We start from the raw sequence: 21,141 nt of genomic DNA, 5'->3' as shown, positions 1-21,141 counted from the left end.
ATCGCGTCCCTCTGGAGTACGGCCTCACGGGCACACCCCGGTAGGCTTCAGACATGAGTGGCGTTCCTCGTTCCGAAAAGCCGGCAGGCCGGTTCCGCCGCATGCTGGACCGGCTCTCCACCTCGCAGGAGGACCTGGAGTCGGAGGAGCTGCGGGAGGACACCGAGACCGCGGGCTGCACCCGGATCGGCGACTGCCACGACCGGCAGATCGTCACCGTAACTGGTACCTTGCGCACGGTCACCCTGCGGCCGCGGGCCGGAGTCCCGGCGCTGGAGGCGGAGTTGTTCGACGGCACCGCCGCTCTGGACGTGGTGTGGCTGGGCAGGCGCTCCATCACGGGCATAGAACCGGGACGCAAGCTGATCGCATCGGGCCGGATCTCGATGAGCCGGGGCCGCCGCGTGCTGTTCAACCCGAAATACGAACTGCGACCCCTCGGACGGGAGTAGCCGGTGACGTCCCTCGACAAGCCGACCCAAGACGCCGGACAGAGCCCGCCGGACGGCACTCCCGAGGCCGAGCGGGGCCACGACTCCCGCGCGGTCACCGAGGCCGCGCTGTTCGAGGCGTTCGGCGGCGTCCGCGGCATGGTCGAGACCGTGCTGCCCGGCCTGCTCTTCGTCACGATCTTCACGATCAACAAGGACCTGCATCTCTCCGCGATCGCCGCGCTCGGCGTCGCGGTGGTCATGCTCGTGGTCCGGCTGCTGCGCAAGGACACCGTCAAGCACGCCTTCAGCGGTGTCTTCGGTGTGGCCTTCGGCGTCGTGTTCGCCATGTTCACGGGCAACGCCAAGGACTTCTACCTGCCCGGCATGCTCTACACCCTGGGCCTGGCGCTCGCGTACATCATCACGACCCTCGCCGGGGTGCCGCTGATCGGTCTGATGCTGGGCCCGGTGTTCAAGGAGAACCTCTCCTGGCGCACCCGCAACCCCGGCCGCAAGAAGGCGTACGCCAAGGCCAGTTGGGCCTGGGGCCTGATCCTGCTCGCCAAGTGCGCGATCCTCTTCCCGCTCTACTGGTGGGCCGACACCACCCAGCTCGGCTGGATCCTCGTCATCCTGAAGATCCCGCCCTTCCTGCTGGCGGTCTGGCTCACCTGGGTCTTCCTCGCCAAGGCGCCGCCGCCGATCGACGTGTTCGCCGAGATGGAGGCCGCCGAGAAGGCGGAGGAGGCGGCGAAGGCCGAGCGCGAGGGCGCCGCCGCCGAGAACGGCGACGCGGCGGCGGGACGGCACCGCAGGGGCGCGTAGAGGCTGTGCACGAAGAGAGGGCCTACGGATATCCGTAGGCCCTCTCTTCGTGCGTCCGGCCTCAGGCGGTGTCGCGGCGGACCGACAGCAGGTCCTCCAGCTGCTCCTCGCGGGCCTGCGCGGCCACGAAGAGGAGTTCGTCGCCCGCCTCCAGGGAGTCCTCCTTGGACGGCGTGAGCACGCGGGTGCCGCGGATGATGGTGACCAGGCTGGTGTCCTCGGGCCACTCCACGTCCCCGACCTGGGTGCCGGCCAGCGCCGACTCCTCGGGCAGGGTCAGCTCCACCAGGTTGGCGTCGCCGTGGCTGAAGCGCAGCAGCCGGACCAGATCGCCGACGCTCACCGCCTCCTCGACCAGGGCGGACATCAGACGCGGCGTGGAGACGGCCACGTCCACACCCCAGGACTCGTTGAAGAGCCACTCGTTCTTGGGGTTGTTCACCCGGGCGACGACGCGCGGGACGCCGTACTCCGTCTTGGCGAGCAGCGAGACGACCAGGTTGACCTTGTCGTCGCCGGTCGCGGCGATCACGACGTTGCAGCGCTGCAGCGCGGCCTCGTCCAGGGCCGTGATCTCACAGGCGTCGGCCAGCAGCCACTCCGCCTGCGGCACCCGCTCCACCGAGATGGCGGTCGGCGCCTTGTCGATCAGCAGGACCTCGTGGCCGTTCTCCAGCAGTTCCGCCGCGATAGAGCGGCCGACCGCCCCGGCTCCGGCAATGGCGACCCTCATCAGTGACCGCCCTCCTCTTCGGGGCCCTCGGCGAACGCCGCCTCGACCTTCTCGACCTCGTCCGTCCGCATCATCACGTGCACCAGGTCGCCTTCCTGGAGGACCGTCTGCGAGGTGGGCAGCACGGCCTCGCCCAGCCGGGTCAGGAACGCCACGCGGACGCCCGTCTCCTCCTGGAGCTTGCTGATCTTGTGGCCGACCCACTTCGCGGAGGCGTGCACCTCGGCGAGCTGCACCCCACCGGTGGGATCGCGCCACAGCGGCTCCGCGCCCGAGGGCAGCAGCCTGCGCAGCATCTGGTCGGCGGTCCAGCGGACGGTGGCGACGGTCGGGATGCCCAGGCGCTGGTACACCTCGGCACGGCGGGGGTCGTAGATCCGGGCGGCCACGTTCTCCACGCCGAACATCTCGCGGGCCACCCGGGCGGAGATGATGTTGGAGTTGTCACCGCTGGAGACCGCGGCGAAGGCGCCCGCCTCCTCGATGCCCGCCTCGCGCAGGGTGTCCTGGTCGAAGCCGACACCGGTGACCCGGCGGCCGCCGAATCCCGGCCCCAGCCTGCGGAAGGCGGTGGGGTCCCGGTCGATCACCGCGACCGTGTGGCCCTGTTGCTCCAGGGTCTGGGCGAGAGCGGAACCCACTCTGCCGCAGCCCATGATGACGATGTGCACGACCGTCCTTCCGGTGTCCAAAAGTTGCTGCTCGGCATCAGGGTCTCAGACCTGGGCCCAAAGCTGCACACGCGCGTGCGCGGTACCCGGCGTCAACCCACCGTGACGGCGTTCATCTGCGCTGTTCCGTGACCGTGGTCACCCCCGGAGCCCGGCGCCGAGTGATGCTGCGCACGCTGTAGCAGGTGAGGACGGCGAGGCCGGCCAGGGCGAGCACGGCCCCGAGCAGCTCAGCGGCGGCGGGCATGGGACCTCCGAAGTGCGATGACGGGCCGGGGCTGACATCTAGGCACGGGGGCGCGCACACCCGGCACACCCCACTTCCGCACGCCCCCGATTTCACTCGTGAGGCAGAACGTGACCACCGGGTGGGCGGGTGCCTGTTCGAACCCTTACGATCCTCTCTCGTGTCCAAACTGACCGACGTGCCCAAACGGATCCTGATCGGGCGCGCACTGCGCAGCGATCGGCTGGGCGAGACGCTCCTGCCGAAGCGCATCGCCCTCCCCGTCTTCGCCTCCGACCCGCTGTCCTCCGTCGCCTACGCGCCGGGGGAGGTTCTGCTGGTCCTGTCCATCGCGGGCGTGTCGGCGTATCACTTCAGCCCCTGGATCGCGGTCGCGGTCGTCGTGCTGATGTTCACGGTGGTCGCCTCCTACCGGCAGAACGTGCACGCCTACCCCAGCGGTGGCGGTGACTACGAGGTGGCGAACACCAACCTCGGCCCCCGGGCCGGGCTCACCGTCGCCAGCGCCCTGCTGGTCGACTACGTGCTGACCGTCGCCGTGTCCATCACCTCGGGCATCGAGAACCTGGGCTCCGCCATCCCGTTCGTGGTCGAGCACAAGGTGCTCTGCGCGTCGGCCGTGATCGTGCTGCTGACGCTGATGAACCTGCGCGGCATGAAGGAGTCCGGCAAGCTCTTCGCCATCCCGACCTACGTGTTCGTCGGCGGCGTCTTCATCATGATCGCGTGGGGCGCCTTCCGCGGGCTGGTCCTCGGGGACACCATGCGCGCCCCGACGGCCGACTTCCACATCAGGGCCGAGCACCAGGGCCTCGCGGGCTTCGCGCTGGTCTTCCTGCTGCTGCGGGCGTTCTCCTCCGGCTGTGCCGCGCTCACCGGCGTGGAGGCCATCTCCAACGGCGTCCCCGCCTTCCGCAAGCCCAAGTCGAAGAACGCGGCGACCACGCTCGCCATGATGGGCCTGCTGGCCGTCACCATGTTCTGCGGCATCATCGCCCTCGCCATGGCCACCAAGGTGCGCATGGCCGAGTTCCCGGCGACCGACCTGCTGCGCGACGGCGTGCCCATCGGCCCCGGCTACGTACAGAACCCGGTGATCTCCCAGGTCGCCGAGGCGGTGTTCGGCAAGGGCAGCTTCCTGTTCATCGTCCTCGCGGCGGCGACGGCCCTGGTCCTCTTCCTCGCGGCGAACACGGCGTACAACGGCTTCCCGCTGCTCGGCTCGATCCTGGCGCAGGACCGCTATCTGCCCCGCCAGCTGCACACCCGCGGCGACCGCCTGGCGTTCTCCAACGGCATCGTGCTGCTCGCCGGCACGGCCGCACTGCTGGTGGTCATCTACGGGGCCGACTCCACGCGGCTGATCCAGCTGTACATCGTCGGCGTGTTCGTGTCCTTCACCCTCAGCCAGACCGGCATGGTCCGGCACTGGAACCGGCACCTCGCCACCGAGAAGAACCCGGCCGAGCGCAGCCGGATGAAGCGGGCCCGCGCGATCAACACCTTCGGCGCCTTCTTCACCGGCCTGGTGCTGGTCGTCGTGCTGGTCACCAAGTTCACCCACGGCGCCTGGGTCGCCCTGCTGGGCATGTGCATCTTCTACGCGACGATGACCGCGATCCGTAAGCACTACGACCGGGTCGCCGACGAGATCTCCGCCATCGACGGCCCCACCGACGACAGCGTGCGCCCCTCCCGCGTGCACTCCCTGGTCCTGGTCTCCAAGATCCACCGCCCGACCCTGCGCGCCCTGGCCTACGCCAAGCTGATGCGCTCCGACACCCTGGAGGCGCTCACCGTCAACGTCGACCCGGCGGAGACGAAGGCGCTGCGCGGTGAGTGGGAGCGGCGCGGCATCGACGTACCGCTGAAGGTGCTGGACTCGCCCTACCGCGAGATCACGCGGCCGATCATCGAGTACGTCAAGAACCTCCGCAAGGAGTCCCCGCGCGACGCGGTGTCGGTGATCATCCCGGAGTACGTGGTGGGTCACTGGTACGAGCATCTGCTGCACAACCAGAGCGCCCTGCGGCTCAAGGGCCGACTGCTCTTCACGCCCGGTGTGATGGTCACCTCGGTGCCGTACCAGCTCGAGTCCTCCCAGGTGGCCCGCGACCGTGCCCGCAGGCGACAGAACTGGAGCGCACCGGGCGCGGTACGCCGCGGACCCGCGGAGAGGCCGAAGGACGGGGCGGGGGCGAAGGAGTGACGGAAGGGGTGCGCGGGACCCCGTAGACTGGTCGGCTGTTGTCCGCGCGGGCCTCTCTTCGGGGGGCCGCCCCTCCCTCCCCGATCTTGGAGTCACCCCACCATGCAGGCAGAACAGAAGAAGTCTCTGGTGGGCGAGGAGTACGAGGTCGAGATCGGCCCCGTCGCCCACGGCGGCCACTGCATCGCCCGTACCGCCGAGGGCCAGGTGCTGTTCGTCCGGCACACGCTGCCGGGGGAGCGGGTCGTGGCCCGGGTGACCGAGGGCGAGGAGGGCGCGCGCTTCCTGCGCGCCGACGCCGTGGAGATCCTGGACGCGTCCAAGGACCGCGTCGAGGCGCCGTGCCCCTTCGCGGGCCCCGGCAAGTGCGGCGGCTGCGACTGGCAGCACGCCAAGCCGGGCGCGCAGCGCCGCCTGAAGGGCGAGGTCATCGCGGAGCAGCTCCAGCGGCTCGCGGGCCTCACCCCGGAGGAGGCGGGCTGGGACGGCACCGTCATGCCGGCCGAGGGCGACAAGCTGCCCGCGGGCCAGGTCCCGCAGTGGCGCACGCGCGTGCAGTACGCGGTCGACGCGGACGGCAACGCGGGCCTGCGCCGCCACCGCTCGCACGAGGTCGAGCCGATCGACCACTGCATGATCGCCGCGCCCGGTGTCAGCGAACTCGGCATCGAGGACCGGGACTGGTCGGGCATGGCCTCCGTCGACGCGATCGCCGCGACGGGCTCGCAGGACCGCATGGTCATCCTGGAGCCCCGCCCCGGCGCCCGGCTGCCGCTCGTCGAGCTGGACAAGCCTGCCTCGGTCATGCGCGTGGACGAGAAGGACGGCGGCGTCCACCGCGTCCACGGCCGCGCGTTCGTGCGCGAGCGGGCCGACGACCACACGTACCGCGTCGGCAGCGGCGGCTTCTGGCAGGTCCACCCGAAGGCGGCCGACACGCTGGTCAAGGCGGTCATGCAGGGCCTCCTCCCGCGCAAGGGCGAGATGGCGTTGGATTTGTACTGCGGCGTCGGCCTCTTCGCGGGCGCCCTCGCCGACCGCCTCGGCGAGAAGGGCGCGGTCCTCGGCATCGAGTCCGGCAAGCGGGCGGTGGAGGACGCGCGTCACAACCTCGCGGACTTCCCGCGCGTGCGCATCGAGCAGGGCAAGGTCGAGTCCGTCCTGCCCCGCACCGGGATCACCGAGGTCGACCTCATCGTCCTCGACCCGCCGCGCGCGGGCGCGGGCAAGAAGACGGTGGAGCACATCACCGCGCTGGGCGCGCGTCGTATCGCTTACGTGGCATGCGATCCGGCTGCGCTGGCGCGGGATCTGGGGTACTTCCGGGAGAAGGGGTACCGGGTGCGGACGCTGCGGGCGTTCGATCTGTTCCCGATGACGCATCATGTGGAGTGCGTGGCGATTCTGGAGCCGGTGAAGAAGGACGCCTGACCTGCGGGTTCAGTGGGTGCGCGGGATGTGCGCCATGCTCGCTACCGCCCCCGGCGGGGCGGACTGACCGTCCCGCCCGCGTTCTACGCCGCTCCCGCCGGGTCCTGCTCGGCGGGAGCGGCGGTGTGCAGGCTCCTGAGCAGCTCGCCGGTGGCCTCGTCCGCAGGCAGGAACGCCTCCACGGCCAGCTCCGCGACGGTCACGTCCAGCGGCATGCCGAAGGTGGCGATGGTGCAGATCAGTGACAGCTCCGCGTCCCGGTACCGCAGGCGCAGCGGCAGTGTGAGGTCGGTGTGGTCGGTGTGGGGCCGGGGGTCCGGCTCGCTGCCGCTCGAGTAGCCGAGTAGTTCCCGGTACAGCTCGGTGAGCCCCGGCTCGGCGGTCAGCTCGACGCGCCGCTGGAGCCGCTGGAGCAACTGGTCGCGCCATTCGGGGAAGTTGGCGATCCTCGGCTGCATGCCCTCGGGGTGCAGGGCCAGCCGGAGCGCGTTGACCGGGGGGTGCAGCAGCTCGGGCGCGGCCCCCTCGGCGAAGAGCCGGAAGCCGCTGTTGCTGAGCACGACGTTCCAGTTGCGGTCCACCACGAGGGCGGGGAAGGGCTCGTGGCCCGTCAGGATCTGGCGGAGGGCGTCACGCACCGGGAGCATATCGGCGATGTCCAGAGGGGAGTCCGTGTAGGCGGGCGCGTAGCCGGCCGCCAGCAGCAGCTGGTTCTGCTCGCGCAACGCCAGGTCGAGGTGGCGGCCCAGCCGCAGCACCATGTCCCGGCTGGGCCTGGACCGCCCGGTCTCCAGGAAGCTGAGATGACGGGCGGAGATCTCGGCCCGGCTCGCCAGGGCGAGCTGGCTGTAGCCCCGGTGTTCCCGCCACCGGCGCACCAACTCGCCTACCGGACGGGACACTTGCGGACTTTCCCGCACCTCGGTCATCTCATCACCCTGCATCACCCTCGGTGTCAGGCACAACCGCGGAGACCCTGCTCGCCGCGTCCTTGCCACGCCGCGGGCGGGGTGTCTCAGGCCCGCCCGCCCGCCCCGGGGAAACGGTAGTGCGCACGCACCAGGCCCTGGGCGTCGCGCAGCAGCAGGTCCACACCGGTCTCGCCCGACTCCGCGCGCCACGGGTGGCGGAAGGCGTCGTGCTGTGCCGAGGCGCTGCCCGTGCGGTGCCGCGCCCCGCCTGCCTCCAGCGCGGCGGCCACGGCCTCCACGCCCTCGTGCACGCCGTTCTCGTCGACCAGGACCGCGCCGGGCAGGTAGAGGTCGGCGACCTCCTTACGCAGCGCCTCGCCCCCGGCCGCCACCGCGGTCAGGTACCGGTCGGCCTGGGCGTCGAGCCCGGCATCCGCGGCCGGTGGCTCGTTGAACTGGTAGTCGGTGGTGATCCGGCCGTCCGTGTCCAGCAGCACCACGTCGAAGCCGACGGCGAGCACGTTCTCGCTGTCGCCCGGGGTCATCACCCAGTTGAAGGCCAGCGCGCCGTGGTGGCCGACCGGCTCGCCGCCGGTCCGGAAGCGCAGTCCCTGGCCGGTCACGAACTGGTCGTGGGCCTCGGTCACTCGGGCTACCAGGTCCTCGGTGCCCTGGAAGCGGCGGGTCTGCGTGTGGTGCAGCCCGTCCGGCGTCCACAGCGCGGCGACCGCGGTCCGCCGGACGGCGGGGTCGGGCTCGTTCCAGACGGCGACGTAACGGTCCAGCAGTTCCTTGGCACTCACGTGCGCACTCTCTCCTTCGGCGGGGGAAAGCTTGGGGCGGCGCGGGGGTTTCGCCGCCCCGGGAGTTGACCGGGGGTGGTTCACTTGCCGTCGTTCGTCTTGGGCAGCGCCTGGACCAGGAGGGCCAGGGCGGCGGCGACCGCGACGAGGAAGACGATCCCCATGTCGAACGCGTGGGCGTAGGCCGACGGGTCGGGGGCGTCGCCCAGCGCGTCGTAGAAGATCACGCCGATCACCGCGACGCCGATCGAGTTGCCGATCTGCAGACCGGTGGTGAGCACGCCGGAGGCCGAGCCCGCGTACTGCGGGCTGACCCGGGCGAGCACCGTGGAGGCGAGCGGGGCGACCGCCAGACCCATGCCCGCGCCGTCGATGACCAGGCCGGGGATCAGCCAGGCGATGCTGCCGCCGTCGCCGAGCCGGGCGACCGTGATCCCGAGGATCACCAGACCCGCGCCCATCAGCAGAGCGCCGACGGCCAGCACCTGGCCTCCGAGCTTCGCGGCGAACTTGGTGGCGTTCATCGAGGTGTACATGTACCCCGCGCCGATGGCGGCGAAGAGCAGGCCCGCCTCCAGGGCGGTCAGGCCCCGCCCTGCCTGCATGTACAGGGCGAGCACCAGGAAGAAGGACGCCTGGCCCATCCAGAACACCAGCTGGCAGGCGAGGCCCACGGTGAAGGCGCGGTCGCCGAACATGGCGATGTTCACCAGCGGGGAACCGCCCTTCCGGGCGATCGCGCGCTCGATGGCCACGAACGCCGCGGTCAGCACGACGAACGCGCCTAGAGAAAGCCAAGTCCACAGTGGCCAGCCAGCCTCGCGGCCCTCGATCAGCGGCAGGACCAGGGCGACCAGGGCCAGGGTGACCACGACGACGCCGAGGAGGTCCAGCTTGGGCCGTCCCTCGGCCCGTGCCTCGGGCACGACCTTCACCGTCAGCGCCATGATGGTCAGGCAGAGCGGCAGGTTCACCAGGAAGCAGGACCGCCAGCCCCAGCCCGCGATGTCCGCCTCGATCAGCAGACCGCCGATGAGCTGGCCGAACACGGCCGCGAGTCCCATGGCCAGGCCGTAACCGGCGAAGACCTTGAGCCGTGCGGCACCGGTGAAGATCGTGCCCAGCAGCGCCAGTACCTGGGGCGCGAGCAGCGCGGCCGCGAGGCCCTGGAGCACCCGCGAGAAGACCAGGAAGCCGCCCGACTCGGCGATGCCGCAGAGCAGCGAGGCGACGGTGAACAGCCCGAGGCCCAGTAGGAACATCCTGCGGCGGCCGTACAGGTCGCCCAGACGGCCGCCGGTGATCAGGCCCACGCCGTAGGCCAGGCCGAATCCGGCGACCACCCATTCGATGGCGGACGCGGTCGCCTTCAGGTCGGTCTGCAGGGAGGGAATGGCGACGTTGACGATGAAGAAGTCGAGGGTGGTGATGAAGACCCCGGCCAGCACGGTCGGCAGGATCAGCCGGTGCGGTAAGGCCGCACTCCCGCCCGTCGGTGCGGGCGGTGGCGGCGCGGCGGGGCTGCGGTTGGTCTCGGTGGTCATTCTTCTTACTCCCGATCGATCACAGGACGTGTGAAACGCGGCTCGCCCGCGGCTGGGCAGACAGGTGTCCGAGTGCCCGGCCACAATCTCGTCCGGTGATCAGAGGGGTCAATTACCTGCCAGGTAATCAACGGGGTCGGCCCGGCATTCCAGCGATTGTCCAGGACAGCTATGGGCTGTTTATTGCGGGGAGATTCGTCGAGGGCGTCGGCTGGGTCGTAGCCGACTGACCTCAGGCGCAATCGGTGTGACCGCCTGCCGGGTGCGAGACTCGATGGTCTGGACTGGACCTACGGCGCTCTCGGCCACGCCGTAATATCCGGCCGTGAACGACGACTGGTTCGAGGTGGACGAGGGCGAACTCGGCCTCCTGGACGCTGCCCTGGTGAGTACCGTGCGCAAGCGCGCACGCGGGTGGCCGGAAGATGGGACAAGGCAGCCTGTGGGATATCAAGAGCGGCAAGCTCGCGAAGAGCAGTGCGTGAGAGGAACCTGGTGAACCGTCTACTGAACCGTCGGGTCGCTGCAGTGCTGCTGCTCCTGGAGTTCGCCTATCGGCTACTCCTTTTCGTTTTCTTCACATTCGCGTACTCAAGCCTTGAGGCAGAGATCGATCACAATGCGGTGTCGGTCTCCGATCGCGTTCTCGCAGACGTGGTCGCGGTCGCGGGCCTATCCGGTGTGGTGGGCGGAGCCCTGCTACTGGGGCTGGACAAAGTCCGTGCGCGGGCGCCGCGGTTCCTGCGCGTGGTCTGGCTGGCCGTGCTGGGGCTCAGTCAGGCGGTGGTGGCGTTCTGGTGGGTGGTGATGCTGACTCGGGAATCCTGGGGACCGGACGCGGTGATCGGCATCATCGGCGTGATGTTCTGCGGCTACGTCGCCGCGACATGCATCGCTGACATCGCTCCGTCGACCGCGCGAGTGGCTGAGAGCGGCAACTGACTCCGGCCCCCGCGAGAGGACGAGGACGCTTATCGTCTGGCCTTCAAGCTGCCGGAGCACATTGAGGTGTGGATCAGCGGGATCGAGGAGAAGGAGCGGCAACGCACCCTGGACATCAAGCAGCAGTTCCTGTCGAGCATCACGGTCTACCGCATGAACGGCAGTAGCGTCCGCGCTTATCAACTCAGGTATGAGCCGGACGAGTTGCGACTGTTTCCTGGAGAAGGCCAGTAGATGTCCCGTTCCGTCAGTACGGCTCGCGGAGCGTCGCGGGCCCGGTGATGAGCCGACACTTCATGCCCCCGAGTCACTCGCGAAGTCATCTATGCTCACGCCCAGTTGGTAGGACCAGTTCGTTTCAGGGGGGCGTGGGCCGCATGGCTGATGAGGTCAAGTACGAGTACAAGCTCGTGCGGACGGTTCGTGGCGCCGATGGTCTGATGATCTCGAAGATGCAGAAGGACGGATGGGAGCTGGTGGAGCAGCTCCCGGGCAAGCTTCGCACCACCCTCAACTTCCGTCGGCCGAAGCCCCCAGTGCCGTGGCGGCTGATCGGGGCGGGGGCTGCCGTCCTCGTGGTTCTGGCCGCCGTCATCGGCACGGGTGTCGCGCTCGGCGACGGGGACGAGGAGAAGGGGGCGTCGGCCGGTTCGACGGTCGGCAGCGACAAGCCCTCCGCTACGCCGCCCGCAGACGAGCCGACTGCCGCTGAGGTGATCACGGCGCAGAACAACCGTGAGTTCGCAGCGTTGTTGAAGGCTGACCCGTGTGACGAGCCGAACGTGGACTTCGCGGCCAAGTACGCGGGGCGGACGATCGCCTTCGACGGGTCCATCAGGTACATGGCACCCCACGGGGACTACCGGACGCGCTACGACTTCCTGCTCGGCCCGGGCGACGAGGGGTCGCAGACGACGGATGGCCCGAACTTCAAGTACGAGGACTTCAGCACCGGCGACCTGAACCTGACCGGCAAGGACGTCCCTGCCAGCGTTGCGGTGGGCGACAAGTTCCGCTTCGTCGCCGAGGTGGTGGAGTACAACCCGGTCCAGTGCCTCTTCCGCCTCGCCCCGGTCTCTACGGAGACCCGGTAGTCGAAATGGGCTGCCTTCCTTTCGCTCTATGCGGCGAATGATCATAAAAGAAGGTTGATCGGGGCGGTGGTCGCGCCGATATGGTGGTCTGGCCTTGCCGGATGGACCTGGGGGAATTCGTGACGTTCGAGCAGGAATGGGCCGAATCGCGGGCGACGGCTGCCAAGCGATCCGCCATGCAGATCAACAGCGTTCCGGCCGAAGGTGGCGGAGGTGGTGGCGGGTACGACCTTGTGGTCAATCGGGACGACCTCGGTGCCATCGGAAATGACGCGTATGACCTGCTGGGTCAGTTGACGACGAAGGGCGATATCGCCCGTGCCTCCACGTTCGACGCGGCGACGGCGCTGACCAGCGGGAACTTCGTGAGTGGTTCGGCCGTGCTGAAGGTGCATGACTTCTGGCAGACGCATATGAAGACGCTGCTGGATTCCTGCGCGCAGATTTCGAATCACCTCGATTACAGCAAGGCCCGACATGCCCAGGACGAGGTGAAGATCGAGGGGCAGTTGACGCAGATTTCCGCACTCACGGATTACCTGAAGTAGGGCTCGGGGGAGCGCGCGACATGCTGAAGTACGAGGACATCATCCACGCCCCGGTGAAGCAGTTGAAGGCTGCCGCCGACGACTGGGCGGAGATGGCGGGCAAGCTGGACGAGCTCGCCGCCGACGCCGCCCACGGAATGAAGGCGAAGGCGGACAAGGCCGACTGGGACGGCGTCAACGCCGGGGTCACCAAGGCGTTCATCGGCAAGACGGTCAAGGAGTTCACGGACGCCGCGGCCGAGGCCAGGGGTGTGAAGCTGGTCCTCGAAGATGGTCACGCGGCCATCAAGAAGGCCAGGGACGACCTGATCGACATCCGGGACCACGAAGGGCCCGCGGCCGGCATCCGCGTGGACGGCCAGGGCAAGGTCACGGCCCGGAATCCGTTGTCCGAACAGCACTTGGCGCGGCACGACCCTGACTACATCGACCTCGTCGGGCAGGAGAGGAAGAACATCGAGTCGTGGCAGAAGCGGATCGACCTCATCGTCGACAACTGCAACGACACCGATCTCGCCCTCAAGAACGCCCTCGATGCCAACGTCACCGACCGCAAGGACTTCAGCGCCCCGACATACACGAAGCTGGACCAGGAGGAGGCCGCCCGCGCCGCCGCACTCGCGGCCAAGGGCCGTGACCTCACCCACGCCGAACTCCAGCAGCTCAACGAGTTGCTGAAGGACAACAGTTCGTCGAAGGAGTTCGCCAAGGACTTCTACGGGAAACTCGGTCCCGAGAAGTCACTCGCGTTCTTCGGTCAGCTCGCCACGGACACGAACGACTACAGCAAGGTCGACAAGGAGCGCCTCAAGGACGTCCAAGAGCTCCAGAAGAACCTCGGCCTCAACCTGGCCACCGCCTCCCACGACAAGGAATTCACCGACAAGTGGGGTCCGGAACTGCGCAAGTTGGGCACGGAGCGCATTCCGCTGGCCAAGCACGACTACAACGGGCCGTTCGGCTACCAGCTCCTCGGCGGGATCATGCGGAACGGGAACTACGACGCGAAGTTCCTCAATCCGATCGCCGAACACGTAGCGCAACTGCATGCCAAGGACCCGTACATGTTCGCTGACAACAAGGTGGTGAACGGCTGGCTGAAGAACCCGTACAACCCCTCCGGCGTGGACGGGGCCGGCTACGACCCGGCCACCGCCATGCTCGAGGCGCTCGGCAACAGCCCGGAGGCGGCGAAGAAGTTCTTCACCGACGCCCCGACCGCGTACAACGAGGACGGCACGGTCAACCATGGCGCCACGGCCGACCTCGGGAAGGACAAGGACAGCGGGAAGATCGACAACTACCTCGACTTCTTCAGCAACGAGAAGTGGGAGTCCTTCCCCGACACCAACTCGACCGACCCGAAGGAGTCCAAGGCGGCGCTCGACCACATGCCCGACGCCCTCGGCCACGCCCTGGAGGCGGCGACGCTCGGCTACCCCGCCGGGCACCCGGACTCCCATGTGGTGCGGGACGCGGACAACGTCGCGATCATGCAGAAGGTCATGGAGAAGTACGCCTCGGACCCGGGGCTGCTCAAGGAACACCACGAGGCGATGGCCGACAGCCTGGGCGTCATGGGCGCGGGCTACATCGACGACATCAACTGGGCGTTGGACAAGAACGATCCGGACAGTGTGTTCGCGCCGGGCAGGAATCCGGACGCGCATCTCAGCTTCCTGGACACCGTGGACGGGAACGGGCGGAGCGTCGTACGCGGCTTCCTCAGCACCATGGGGCAGCATCCGGATGCCTACGCGACGCTGTCCGCGGCGGAGCAGGTCTATACCCGGAGCGCGCTGGAGGGGACGGTGGGCCCGGACGGGAAGATCACCGATGAGGTCCAGGCCATGGCCAGGGCGACCGTGCTCAGGGGCGCCGAGGTACAGGGCATGCTCGACCAGTCGCGGGCCGACCAGGTGGAGGCGACCAACCTCAAGACCCATGAGGACTACGAGAAGGCGGTCGCCGCACGGGCGGGCTGGGTCGAGTTCGGCGCCACGGCGGGCCTCGCGGCGGGCGTCGCCTTCCTGCCCGCGACCGCGGCGGTGGGAGCGGCCGCGGTGCTGATTCCGCTGGCGACGGACACGGCGAGCGGGGCTGCGGAACAGTTCATCGGCCAGGTGGTCGGCGATGCCGCCGACAACTCGGTGGATGAGCACAAGGAGAAGCTGGAGGATCTCACCGACGACCAGAAGGACGCGATCTACTCCGCCGGTGAAGGCATGGCCGAGGCTCCGATGAAGGACTTCCTCTCCCGCTATGTCACGGAGCCCAAGAAGGACCCGTTCGCGCAGGACCTGCGCGAATCGATGCTGCTCGGCTACGGGATCGGAAACGACCGCGAAAACCAGCAGGGCAATGACCCGGAGACCGGCTGATGCCGGTGGGCGGCCGAGGATACGTGAGGATGCGGACAGTGATCAGTCGTAGGTCGGTGCGCGGGGGGCTGCTTTCCGCGGCTGTGGTCGGTTCATTGCTTCTCGGGGCCAGTGGGTGTGGGGGGGACGAGGGCAAGGGCGGTCTCCCGAAGGACTACAAGGTCGTAGCGGGGACACAGCTCTGCGGCGGCAACGCCATTTCCGCCGACGCGTCCAAGGCACTGAAAGTGATCACGGGGGCGTCGCGCTTCGAGGCGTCGTCGAAGGAGTACACCGTTGCGCAGTCCGCTTCGGACCTCGCCTTTGCGTACCCGACCTCCTCTACTGATGACACGAACGCCTGTCGCATCTTCACGCCCATCGGCACGCCGCATTTCAAGCTGGTGATCACCTGGGGGCTGGCACAGAACGCTCCTTCGGATGAGCCGGCGGCCCCGAAATTCTCCGTGTTGAAGATGGGAGAGGAGACCCTCGCAGGGACTGAGCAGGCTTACGTCTTTTTCGCTTGTCAGAGCGACAAGCTGGTCGGTGTGTCGGGACCGGCGCACATCGTGATCGGCGTGGAGCGCGGCGGCATGCCGAAGGACCCCCAGGACAACGTAGAGGGGTTGAAGAACGCCTACGCCACCGTCGCCCATTCCTACTCCCTCGCCATGGCCAAGGAACTGCGCTGCGAGAACAACGGCGGGCTCCCCGCGAAGCCCGTATTGGACCCCGCGTAGCCGTGGCGGCTAGCCGTCTGCGTGTGGTGTTGGCCGAGGATTCTGTCGTGTTGCGGGACGGGATGGTCGAGCTTCTTGGGGCTCGGGGGTGCGAGGTGGTGGCTACCGCTGGGACGGCGGAAGAGCTGCTTGCCGGGGTGGTCGCGCACCGGCCTGACGTGGCCGTGGTGGATATTCGGATGCCGCCGACGTACACCGACGACGGCATTCGCGCCGCTGTCGAGATTCGGGCGAGGGTGCCCGAGGTGGGGATTCTGGTCTTCTCCCAGCATGTCGAGACGGCTTGGGCCGAGCGGCTGTTGGCTGGGGGTGCGACGGGGGTCGGGTATTTGTTGAAGGAACGTGTCGCCCGGACCTCGGAGTTCGTGGACGCGTTGCGCCGGGTCGCCGAAGGGGGTGTGGCGCTCGATCCTGAGGTGGTCACCCTCATGATGCGGGGTGGTCGGCGGAGCAGGGTGGACACTCTGACGGCGCGTGAGCGTGAGGTGCTGGAGCTGATGGCGCAGGGGCGTTCCAATCGCTCCATCGCCGCGCAGTTGGTGGTGTCGGAGCGGGCGGTGGAGAAGCATGTCGCCGCTGTCTTCGGGAAGTTCGGGCTGCGGGCGACCCATACCGACAACCGGCGGGTGAAGGCCGTCCTGGCCTATCTGGCGGAGAGCGGTGGCTGAGCGGTGGCTGAGCGGCGGGGTGAATCAGACCAGTCGCGTCGGCAGTTCGGCGGTCACGACGGTGGGGCCGCCGGGTGGGCTGTCCACGCGCAGGACGCCGTCCACCGCCGCGAGCCGCTCGGCGAGGCCAGTCAGACCGGTGCCGGTGCCGAGTGTCGCGTCGCCGCGGCCGTCGTCGCGCACCATCAGACGGATACGGCCGTCCCCCGAGCTTGCCGTGAGGTCGGCCGACCGGGCGCCGCTGTGCCGGGCGATGTTGGTGAGGAGTTCGGCGGCGCAGAAGTAGAGGGCGCGTGCGACCGCCGGGTGCGGGCGTTCCCGTAGGTCCAGGTGGACGGTGACCGGTACCGGCGAGGTGGCGGTGAGGGTCGGCAGTGCCTCGTCGAGACCGCCGTCCAGCGCCACCGGGTGGATGCCTCGGGTGAGTCGCCGCAGTTCGGTGACGGTGTCGTCGGTCTGGGTGCGGGCGCGGTCCACCAGGGTCCGCAGCCGCCGTGGATCGGGCCCGGCGGGGGAGGAGAGCGCGTCGTCGGCCAGCGAGAGAGTGATGGCCAGGGCGACTAGTCGGGCCTGGGTGCCGTCGTGCAGGTCGCGCTCCAGGCGGCGGAACTGGTCGGTGTTGTCCGACAGCAGGGTGGCGCGGGCGGTCTCCAGCTCCCGGACGCGCTGTTGGGCACGGGCCGGGCCGAGGAGCGGCCGTGCGAGGCGTCTGTTCGCCCCGCTCAGTGACCGGATCGCGCCGGGCAGCGCGGACAGGAGAAGCAGGCCCAGCACCACGGAGGAGGCGTTCAGCCAGCCGGTCGGCCGCGCGTCCGGCTGCAGCAGACGGCTCCAAAGGGGGAAGCCGATCAGCCAGGCGCAGCCGAGCGGAAGCACCACGGCGGTGACGAACCCGAGCACCCCGAGCGGCAGCCGCAGCACCAGATAGAGCAGTGTCCGCCAGGCGACCGGATCGGTCAGCACGATTCGGCCCCGGGCCAGCACGCCCGCCGAGCGCGGCAGCCTCGCCGGTGCCTCGACCCGCTCGCCCAGCAACCGGCCGACCAGCCACCGATGCACCGCGCCCAAGCCTCGCGTGCCCAGCAGCGCGGCGACCACGAACGGCAGACCGAGCACGGTCAGCGAGAGCAGCGTCCCCGCGTACAGGACGGCGAGCGCGTAGGCGCCGCCCAGCAGGGCGAGTGGCAGCCCGATGACGGCGAAGGCCCAGTCGCCGCCCCGGACGGACAGGTATCGGCGCCGCTCGGCCGCGTCTCCGCCAACGGTCCCACCGCTGTACTCAGTCACGCCCACCCCCTACCAGCTCCGCCGCCGGGCCGTTGACCGCGCGCAGGCCCGTGGCCAGGATGGCCGGGACGGTCAGCAGTGCCGCACCCGCGACGACGTACCCGCAGGTGACCGCCGGGACGGACGGCATCGGTGAGCCGGTCACCGCCACGCTGAACGCGGCTGACGCGGCGCCCGCGACCGTGGCGCCGAGCAGGACGCCCACCACCGTGGTCAGCACCGCCTCCACGGTCAGCATGCGCAGGAGCTGTGGCCGGGTGGCGCCGACCAGTCGCAGCAGCGCGAACTCGCGGCGCCGTTCAGCGGTCGCGGCGACCAGGGTGTTGAGGGTGGAGACGGCGGCGAAGCAGGCCAGGAGCGTCAACTCGGCCTGCCGTAGCCAGACGTCCGTCGCGGAGGTGACGCTCGTCGCCGTCGCGTTCGCGGCGTGCCCGGCGGTGCTTGTCATGACCAGCATGGTGCCCGTCAGTCCCACGAGCAGTGCCACGGGCACCACGGCGGAGGACAGTCGCCGCGCGTACCCGCGCAGGTTGGCGTCGGCCAGCCATCCCGCACCGGGTGCCAGCGCCCGTACCGGCGCCCCCAGCGCGGTGATGAGGACGCGGACCGCGAACGGGCCCGTCAGGGCGACGGCGATCAGCAGCACCAGCGAACCGAGCAACGCCGCCTGTCCGGCCTTGTCCACCTGTTCCGGCGGCCGTGTCGCGGTCAGTCGCAGCAGCAGGGCTCCGCCGACCAGTACGCCGATTCCGGCGAGGAGGCGTGGTGCGCCGGTCCGTCCGTGCTCGGTGGAGCTCGCGGTGAGGGCCGCGGCGGGTGCGATACGGGAGATCTTCCGGGCCGCCACGGCCGAGGCCATCAGGCCGACGGCGAGCACGGCGGCCAGCGCGACCAGCATCGGCAGCGGTGTCACCGGCACCCGGACCTCCGGCGCGGCCGCCCCCAGCCGCTGGAGCCCGGCGAGGAAGCGCCGGGCCGTGGCCACCCCGGCGACCCAGCCCGGTACAGCCGTCAGCAGGGTGGTCGTGACGACCTGGGCACGGGCCAGCCGCCGGGTCTGACGGGGCGTCGCCGCGATGGTGCGCAGCAGCGCCAGTTCCTTGTGCTGCTGGCGGAGCGCGAAACCCAGCGCGTTGACCACGACGAAGAACGTCACCAGGACGGCGATCTCACCGAAGGCACCGGCGATCACCATCAGCCCGGGTCCCGCGCTCGCCTTCCGAGCGGAGGCGGGTGTGGTGACCTCGGCGGCGAACAGGGAGCCGAACAGCGTCAGCGTGGCGATGGCGAGGAGGAGCGCGACGGCCAGACCGGCGAAGGCGGCCGGACGGCGGCGCAGCTGTCCCAGGGCGATCAGGAGCATCGTGGTCACCCGCCGAGTCGGCTCAGGCGCTCGCCGACCTGGGCGGCGGACGGTCGTACGAGTTCGTCCACCACCAGGCCGTCGGCGAGCAGCAGCACCCGGTCCGCGTATCCGGCGGCGACCGGGTCGTGGGTCACCATCACGCAGGTCCGGCCGTCGCGGTCCACCCCGGCGCGCAGCAGGGCGAGGATCTCGTGCCCGGTGGTCCGGTCGAGCGCACCGGTCGGCTCGTCGGCGAAGAGCACCTCGGGGCGGGAGACCAACGCCCGTGCGATCGCGACTCGTTGCTGCTGGCCGCCGGACAGCTGTCCCGGCCGGTGCCGCGCACGTCCGGTCAGGCCGACCCGGTCCAGCGCGACCGTCACCCTGTCCCGGTCGGGCCGCTTCCCGGCCAGTCGGCCGGGGAGTTCGACGTTCTGCGCGACCGTCATCGCGGGCATCAGGTTGAACGCCTGGAAGACGAACCCGACCCGGTCGCGCCGCAGCTCCGCCAGCCGCCGCTCGGGCAGCCGGGAGATCTCGGTGCCGCCCCACCAGACGGAGCCCCGGGTGGGCCGGTCCATCCCCGCGAGGCAGTGCAGCAGGGTGGTCTTGCCGGAGCCCGAGGGCCCCATCACCGCGGTGAACGTCCCGGCCGCGAGGGCCACCGACACCCCGCGCAGCGCATGCACATCCGCGGCGCCGCGCCCGTACTCACGGTGCAGGTCCTCCGCCCGCGCGGCGATTCCGGTGCCGGTCTTTGTCGTCGTCTCAGCCATGCCGTCATCCTCGGCGGACCCGGCACGGCGATCGATCGTGCCAGCCCCCGAGTCAGGGGTTCGGAAAACCGAACCGGGCCGCGGCGGCCTCGGGTCCCCGCGGGCACACAGGCTCGCTCCTCGACCGGCCCTAGGCGGGCAGCGTGCAGACCAGCACCAGGACTCCCACGGGCGGCAGAACCGCGGAGGGTGGCCGAGCAGTTGTCCGGGCCGCAGCTGTCCGGCGAGCGCCACCGCCCGGTCCGTGGTGGACCGGGCGGTGGCTCCGGGGCCCGTGGGGGTCAGGCCGTGGTCTCGGCCGTGGGCCAGGTGGTGCGGTGGTCGGCGGCCCGGATGATCTTCTCGGGGTCGTCCACCGGCGGGTAGATCCACTCGCTGTTGATCCGCTGCTTCAGCTCCTTGGCCTCCTGCCCGGTGAGCTGCACCGTACGGTCCCAGCCCGAGGTCAGCACCGCTCCGGCGGGGCCGAGGTCGAGGCAGGTGACGTACGGGTCGGGGGCGAACGGGACGAGGTCGAGGCCGAGCAGGTCGGCGGCCACGTTGCGCCCGGCGAACTTGCCCAGCGGCACGGCGTGCTGGCAGCTCTGCGTCACCATGTGGTCGTCCTCGGCGCGGGCGGCGGCGGTGTCGCCCGCCGCGTAGACACCGGGGACGCCCTGGACGCGCAGGTGGTCGTCGACCAGCAGTCGGCCGAGGCGGTCCCGCTCGCCGGGCACCAGGGCGGTGAGGTCGCTGGCCCGCATACCGGCCGTCCAGACCGTGGCGGCCGTGGGGACGACCTCTCCGTCGGACAGGGTGACCGACCGCTCCCGGACCTCGTCGAGGGTCACGCCGAGGCGCGGTTCCACGCCGAGTTCGGCCAGGACGGCGTCGATGTGCGGCCGCGGTCCCGCACCCAGCTCCGGGCCCACGACGTCCGCGCGCTCCACGAGGACGACGCGTACCTCGTCCTGCCTTTCCACAGGCGCCAGTTCACGCAGCCGCTCGGTCAGCTCGGTGGCGATCTCCAGGCCGGTGAAACCGGCTCCGACGACCACCACCGTGAACTGCCCCTCGAAGGCTGCCTGTTCGGCGGCACGCTTCAGGTGGTGGTCGAGACGGGCGGCGGCGCCCATGGTGTCGACGTCCAACAGGTGCTCGGCACCGAGCAGTTCGGGGCGTACGACCTGGCTGCCCGCGGCGAGCACCAGACGGTCGTACGGCAGGACGATCTCGCGCGCGTCCCGTCCGAGGGCGACCACGCTCCGGTCCTCGGTGTCGATGGCGGTGACCGTGGCGGCCACGCGCCGCACGCCCACCGGGCCGAGGACCCGGTCCAGCGACACCCGCATGCTCTCGGGGTCGGCCTCGTACAGCCGGGGGCGGATCACCAGGTCGTCGCCGCTGCTCACCAGGGTCACCTGAATGTCGGCGGGATCGGTGCCGTTCTCCCGCGCCGTGCGGACCGCGCCGAGGGCGCTCCATACGCCCGCGAAGCCGCCACCGATAACCAGGATATTTTTCATCCAGATTCACCTTCCAAAAAAAGGGCGCGGCAGGAGCCTCGCCCTGATCGATTCCTGTTCGTTCC

Annotated in this window: 20 protein-coding genes; 10 read left to right on the top strand and 10 right to left on the bottom strand. The window is 69.8% G+C overall.

All coding sequences use genetic code 11. From position 1 onward, the window contains the following. Nucleotides 1-53 precede the first annotated feature (53 nt). The gene (locus ACI2LY_RS07620; protein ID WP_078858303.1) at nucleotides 54-452 is read left to right on the top strand and encodes an OB-fold nucleic acid binding domain-containing protein; all 399 of its coding nucleotides are present in this window, start codon (nucleotides 54-56) and stop codon (nucleotides 450-452) included. Between the two features lie 3 nt (nucleotides 453-455). Beyond that, entirely contained in the window at nucleotides 456-1,259 is an 804-nt protein-coding gene (locus ACI2LY_RS07615) for a DUF3159 domain-containing protein (protein WP_404706338.1), read from the top strand. A 61-nt stretch (nucleotides 1,260-1,320) separates the two neighbouring features. On the opposite strand, the gene ACI2LY_RS07610 is transcribed toward ACI2LY_RS07615, so the two are convergent. From ACI2LY_RS07610 to ACI2LY_RS07600, 3 genes are all read right to left on the bottom strand, one after another. Then, nucleotides 1,321-1,992: a potassium channel family protein gene (locus ACI2LY_RS07610; protein WP_389006248.1), complete on the bottom strand. Its 672-nt coding sequence runs from the start codon at nucleotides 1,990-1,992 to the stop codon at nucleotides 1,321-1,323. Then, entirely contained in the window at nucleotides 1,992-2,663 is a 672-nt protein-coding gene (locus ACI2LY_RS07605) for a TrkA family potassium uptake protein (RefSeq protein ID WP_217464924.1), read from the bottom strand. Before ACI2LY_RS07605 ends, ACI2LY_RS07610 begins: the two co-directional genes overlap by 1 nt. A 112-nt stretch (nucleotides 2,664-2,775) precedes the next feature. Continuing rightward, nucleotides 2,776-2,910: a hypothetical protein gene (locus ACI2LY_RS07600; protein ID WP_389006250.1), complete on the bottom strand. Its 135-nt coding sequence runs from the start codon at nucleotides 2,908-2,910 to the stop codon at nucleotides 2,776-2,778. A gap of 160 nt (nucleotides 2,911-3,070) precedes the next feature. Between ACI2LY_RS07600 and ACI2LY_RS07595 the strand changes: the two genes are divergently transcribed. Together ACI2LY_RS07595 and ACI2LY_RS07590 are read left to right on the top strand one after the other, a co-directional pair. After that, a complete protein-coding gene (locus tag ACI2LY_RS07595; RefSeq protein ID WP_404706337.1) occupies nucleotides 3,071-5,119 on the top strand; it encodes an APC family permease in 2,049 nt (682 codons plus the stop codon). 102 nt (nucleotides 5,120-5,221) lie between these two features. Beyond that, nucleotides 5,222-6,550: a class I SAM-dependent RNA methyltransferase gene (locus ACI2LY_RS07590; protein WP_404706336.1), complete on the top strand. Its 1,329-nt coding sequence runs from the start codon at nucleotides 5,222-5,224 to the stop codon at nucleotides 6,548-6,550. An 83-nt stretch (nucleotides 6,551-6,633) separates the two neighbouring features. Here ACI2LY_RS07590 and ACI2LY_RS07585 read toward each other — a convergent pair whose 3' ends face one another. The 3 genes from ACI2LY_RS07585 to ACI2LY_RS07575 all read right to left on the bottom strand — a co-directional run bounded on the left by ACI2LY_RS07585 (nucleotide 6,634) and on the right by ACI2LY_RS07575 (nucleotide 9,808). Continuing rightward, nucleotides 6,634-7,452 carry a helix-turn-helix domain-containing protein gene (locus ACI2LY_RS07585; RefSeq protein WP_404706335.1) on the bottom strand — a complete coding sequence of 273 codons (819 nt, stop codon included), beginning with the start codon at nucleotides 7,450-7,452 and terminating at the stop codon, nucleotides 6,634-6,636. 113 nt (nucleotides 7,453-7,565) lie between these two features. Beyond that, complete coding sequence (locus tag ACI2LY_RS07580) at nucleotides 7,566-8,264, bottom strand: hypothetical protein (protein ID WP_404706334.1); 699 nt, start codon at nucleotides 8,262-8,264, stop codon at nucleotides 7,566-7,568. A gap of 80 nt (nucleotides 8,265-8,344) precedes the next feature. Beyond that, entirely contained in the window at nucleotides 8,345-9,808 is a 1,464-nt protein-coding gene (locus ACI2LY_RS07575) for an MFS transporter (protein ID WP_404706333.1), read from the bottom strand. Between the two features lie 495 nt (nucleotides 9,809-10,303). On the opposite strand from ACI2LY_RS07575, the gene ACI2LY_RS07570 reads away from it, so the two are divergent. The 6 genes from ACI2LY_RS07570 (at nucleotide 10,304) to ACI2LY_RS07545 (ending at nucleotide 16,163) form a co-directional block, all read left to right on the top strand. Next, a complete protein-coding gene (locus ACI2LY_RS07570) occupies nucleotides 10,304-10,750 on the top strand; it encodes a hypothetical protein (protein ID WP_404706332.1) in 447 nt (148 codons plus the stop codon). A 377-nt stretch (nucleotides 10,751-11,127) separates the two neighbouring features. Beyond that, entirely contained in the window at nucleotides 11,128-11,844 is a 717-nt protein-coding gene (locus tag ACI2LY_RS07565; RefSeq protein WP_404706331.1) for a DUF4839 domain-containing protein, read from the top strand. A 119-nt stretch (nucleotides 11,845-11,963) separates the two neighbouring features. Then, nucleotides 11,964-12,392, top strand: a complete 429-nt coding sequence (locus ACI2LY_RS07560; RefSeq protein WP_404706330.1) for a hypothetical protein — start codon at nucleotides 11,964-11,966, stop codon at nucleotides 12,390-12,392. Between the two features lie 20 nt (nucleotides 12,393-12,412). Further along, nucleotides 12,413-14,773 carry a hypothetical protein gene (locus tag ACI2LY_RS07555; RefSeq protein ID WP_404706329.1) on the top strand — a complete coding sequence of 787 codons (2,361 nt, stop codon included), beginning with the start codon at nucleotides 12,413-12,415 and terminating at the stop codon, nucleotides 14,771-14,773. A gap of 29 nt (nucleotides 14,774-14,802) precedes the next feature. Further along, nucleotides 14,803-15,495: a hypothetical protein gene (locus ACI2LY_RS07550; protein ID WP_404706328.1), complete on the top strand. Its 693-nt coding sequence runs from the start codon at nucleotides 14,803-14,805 to the stop codon at nucleotides 15,493-15,495. A gap of 23 nt (nucleotides 15,496-15,518) precedes the next feature. Beyond that, nucleotides 15,519-16,163, top strand: a complete 645-nt coding sequence (locus ACI2LY_RS07545; RefSeq protein WP_404706327.1) for a response regulator — start codon at nucleotides 15,519-15,521, stop codon at nucleotides 16,161-16,163. Between the two features lie 24 nt (nucleotides 16,164-16,187). Here ACI2LY_RS07545 and ACI2LY_RS07540 read toward each other — a convergent pair whose 3' ends face one another. The 4 genes from ACI2LY_RS07540 to ACI2LY_RS07525 all read right to left on the bottom strand — a co-directional run bounded on the left by ACI2LY_RS07540 (nucleotide 16,188) and on the right by ACI2LY_RS07525 (nucleotide 21,076). Further along, the gene (locus tag ACI2LY_RS07540) at nucleotides 16,188-17,456 is read right to left on the bottom strand and encodes a sensor histidine kinase (RefSeq protein ID WP_404706326.1); all 1,269 of its coding nucleotides are present in this window, start codon (nucleotides 17,454-17,456) and stop codon (nucleotides 16,188-16,190) included. Beyond that, nucleotides 17,443-18,813 (bottom strand): FtsX-like permease family protein, encoded by a 1,371-nt coding sequence (locus ACI2LY_RS07535; RefSeq protein WP_404706498.1) that lies wholly within the window; start codon nucleotides 18,811-18,813, stop codon nucleotides 17,443-17,445. Before ACI2LY_RS07535 ends, ACI2LY_RS07540 begins: the two co-directional genes overlap by 14 nt. A gap of 5 nt (nucleotides 18,814-18,818) precedes the next feature. Next, nucleotides 18,819-19,571, bottom strand: coding sequence for an ABC transporter ATP-binding protein (locus tag ACI2LY_RS07530; RefSeq protein WP_404706325.1), 753 nt, complete (start codon nucleotides 19,569-19,571; stop codon nucleotides 18,819-18,821). A 281-nt stretch (nucleotides 19,572-19,852) separates the two neighbouring features. Continuing rightward, a complete protein-coding gene (locus tag ACI2LY_RS07525) occupies nucleotides 19,853-21,076 on the bottom strand; it encodes an NAD(P)/FAD-dependent oxidoreductase (RefSeq protein ID WP_404706324.1) in 1,224 nt (407 codons plus the stop codon). Nucleotides 21,077-21,141: the final 65 nt, after the last annotated feature.

It is taken from the genome of Streptomyces sp. NPDC002176, from assembly GCF_044903645.1.
Lineage (GTDB): Bacteria > Actinomycetota > Actinomycetes > Streptomycetales > Streptomycetaceae > Streptomyces.
The sequence above is the reverse complement of the archived record's forward strand: the minus strand, read 5'-3'. Positions and strand labels throughout refer to the sequence as shown.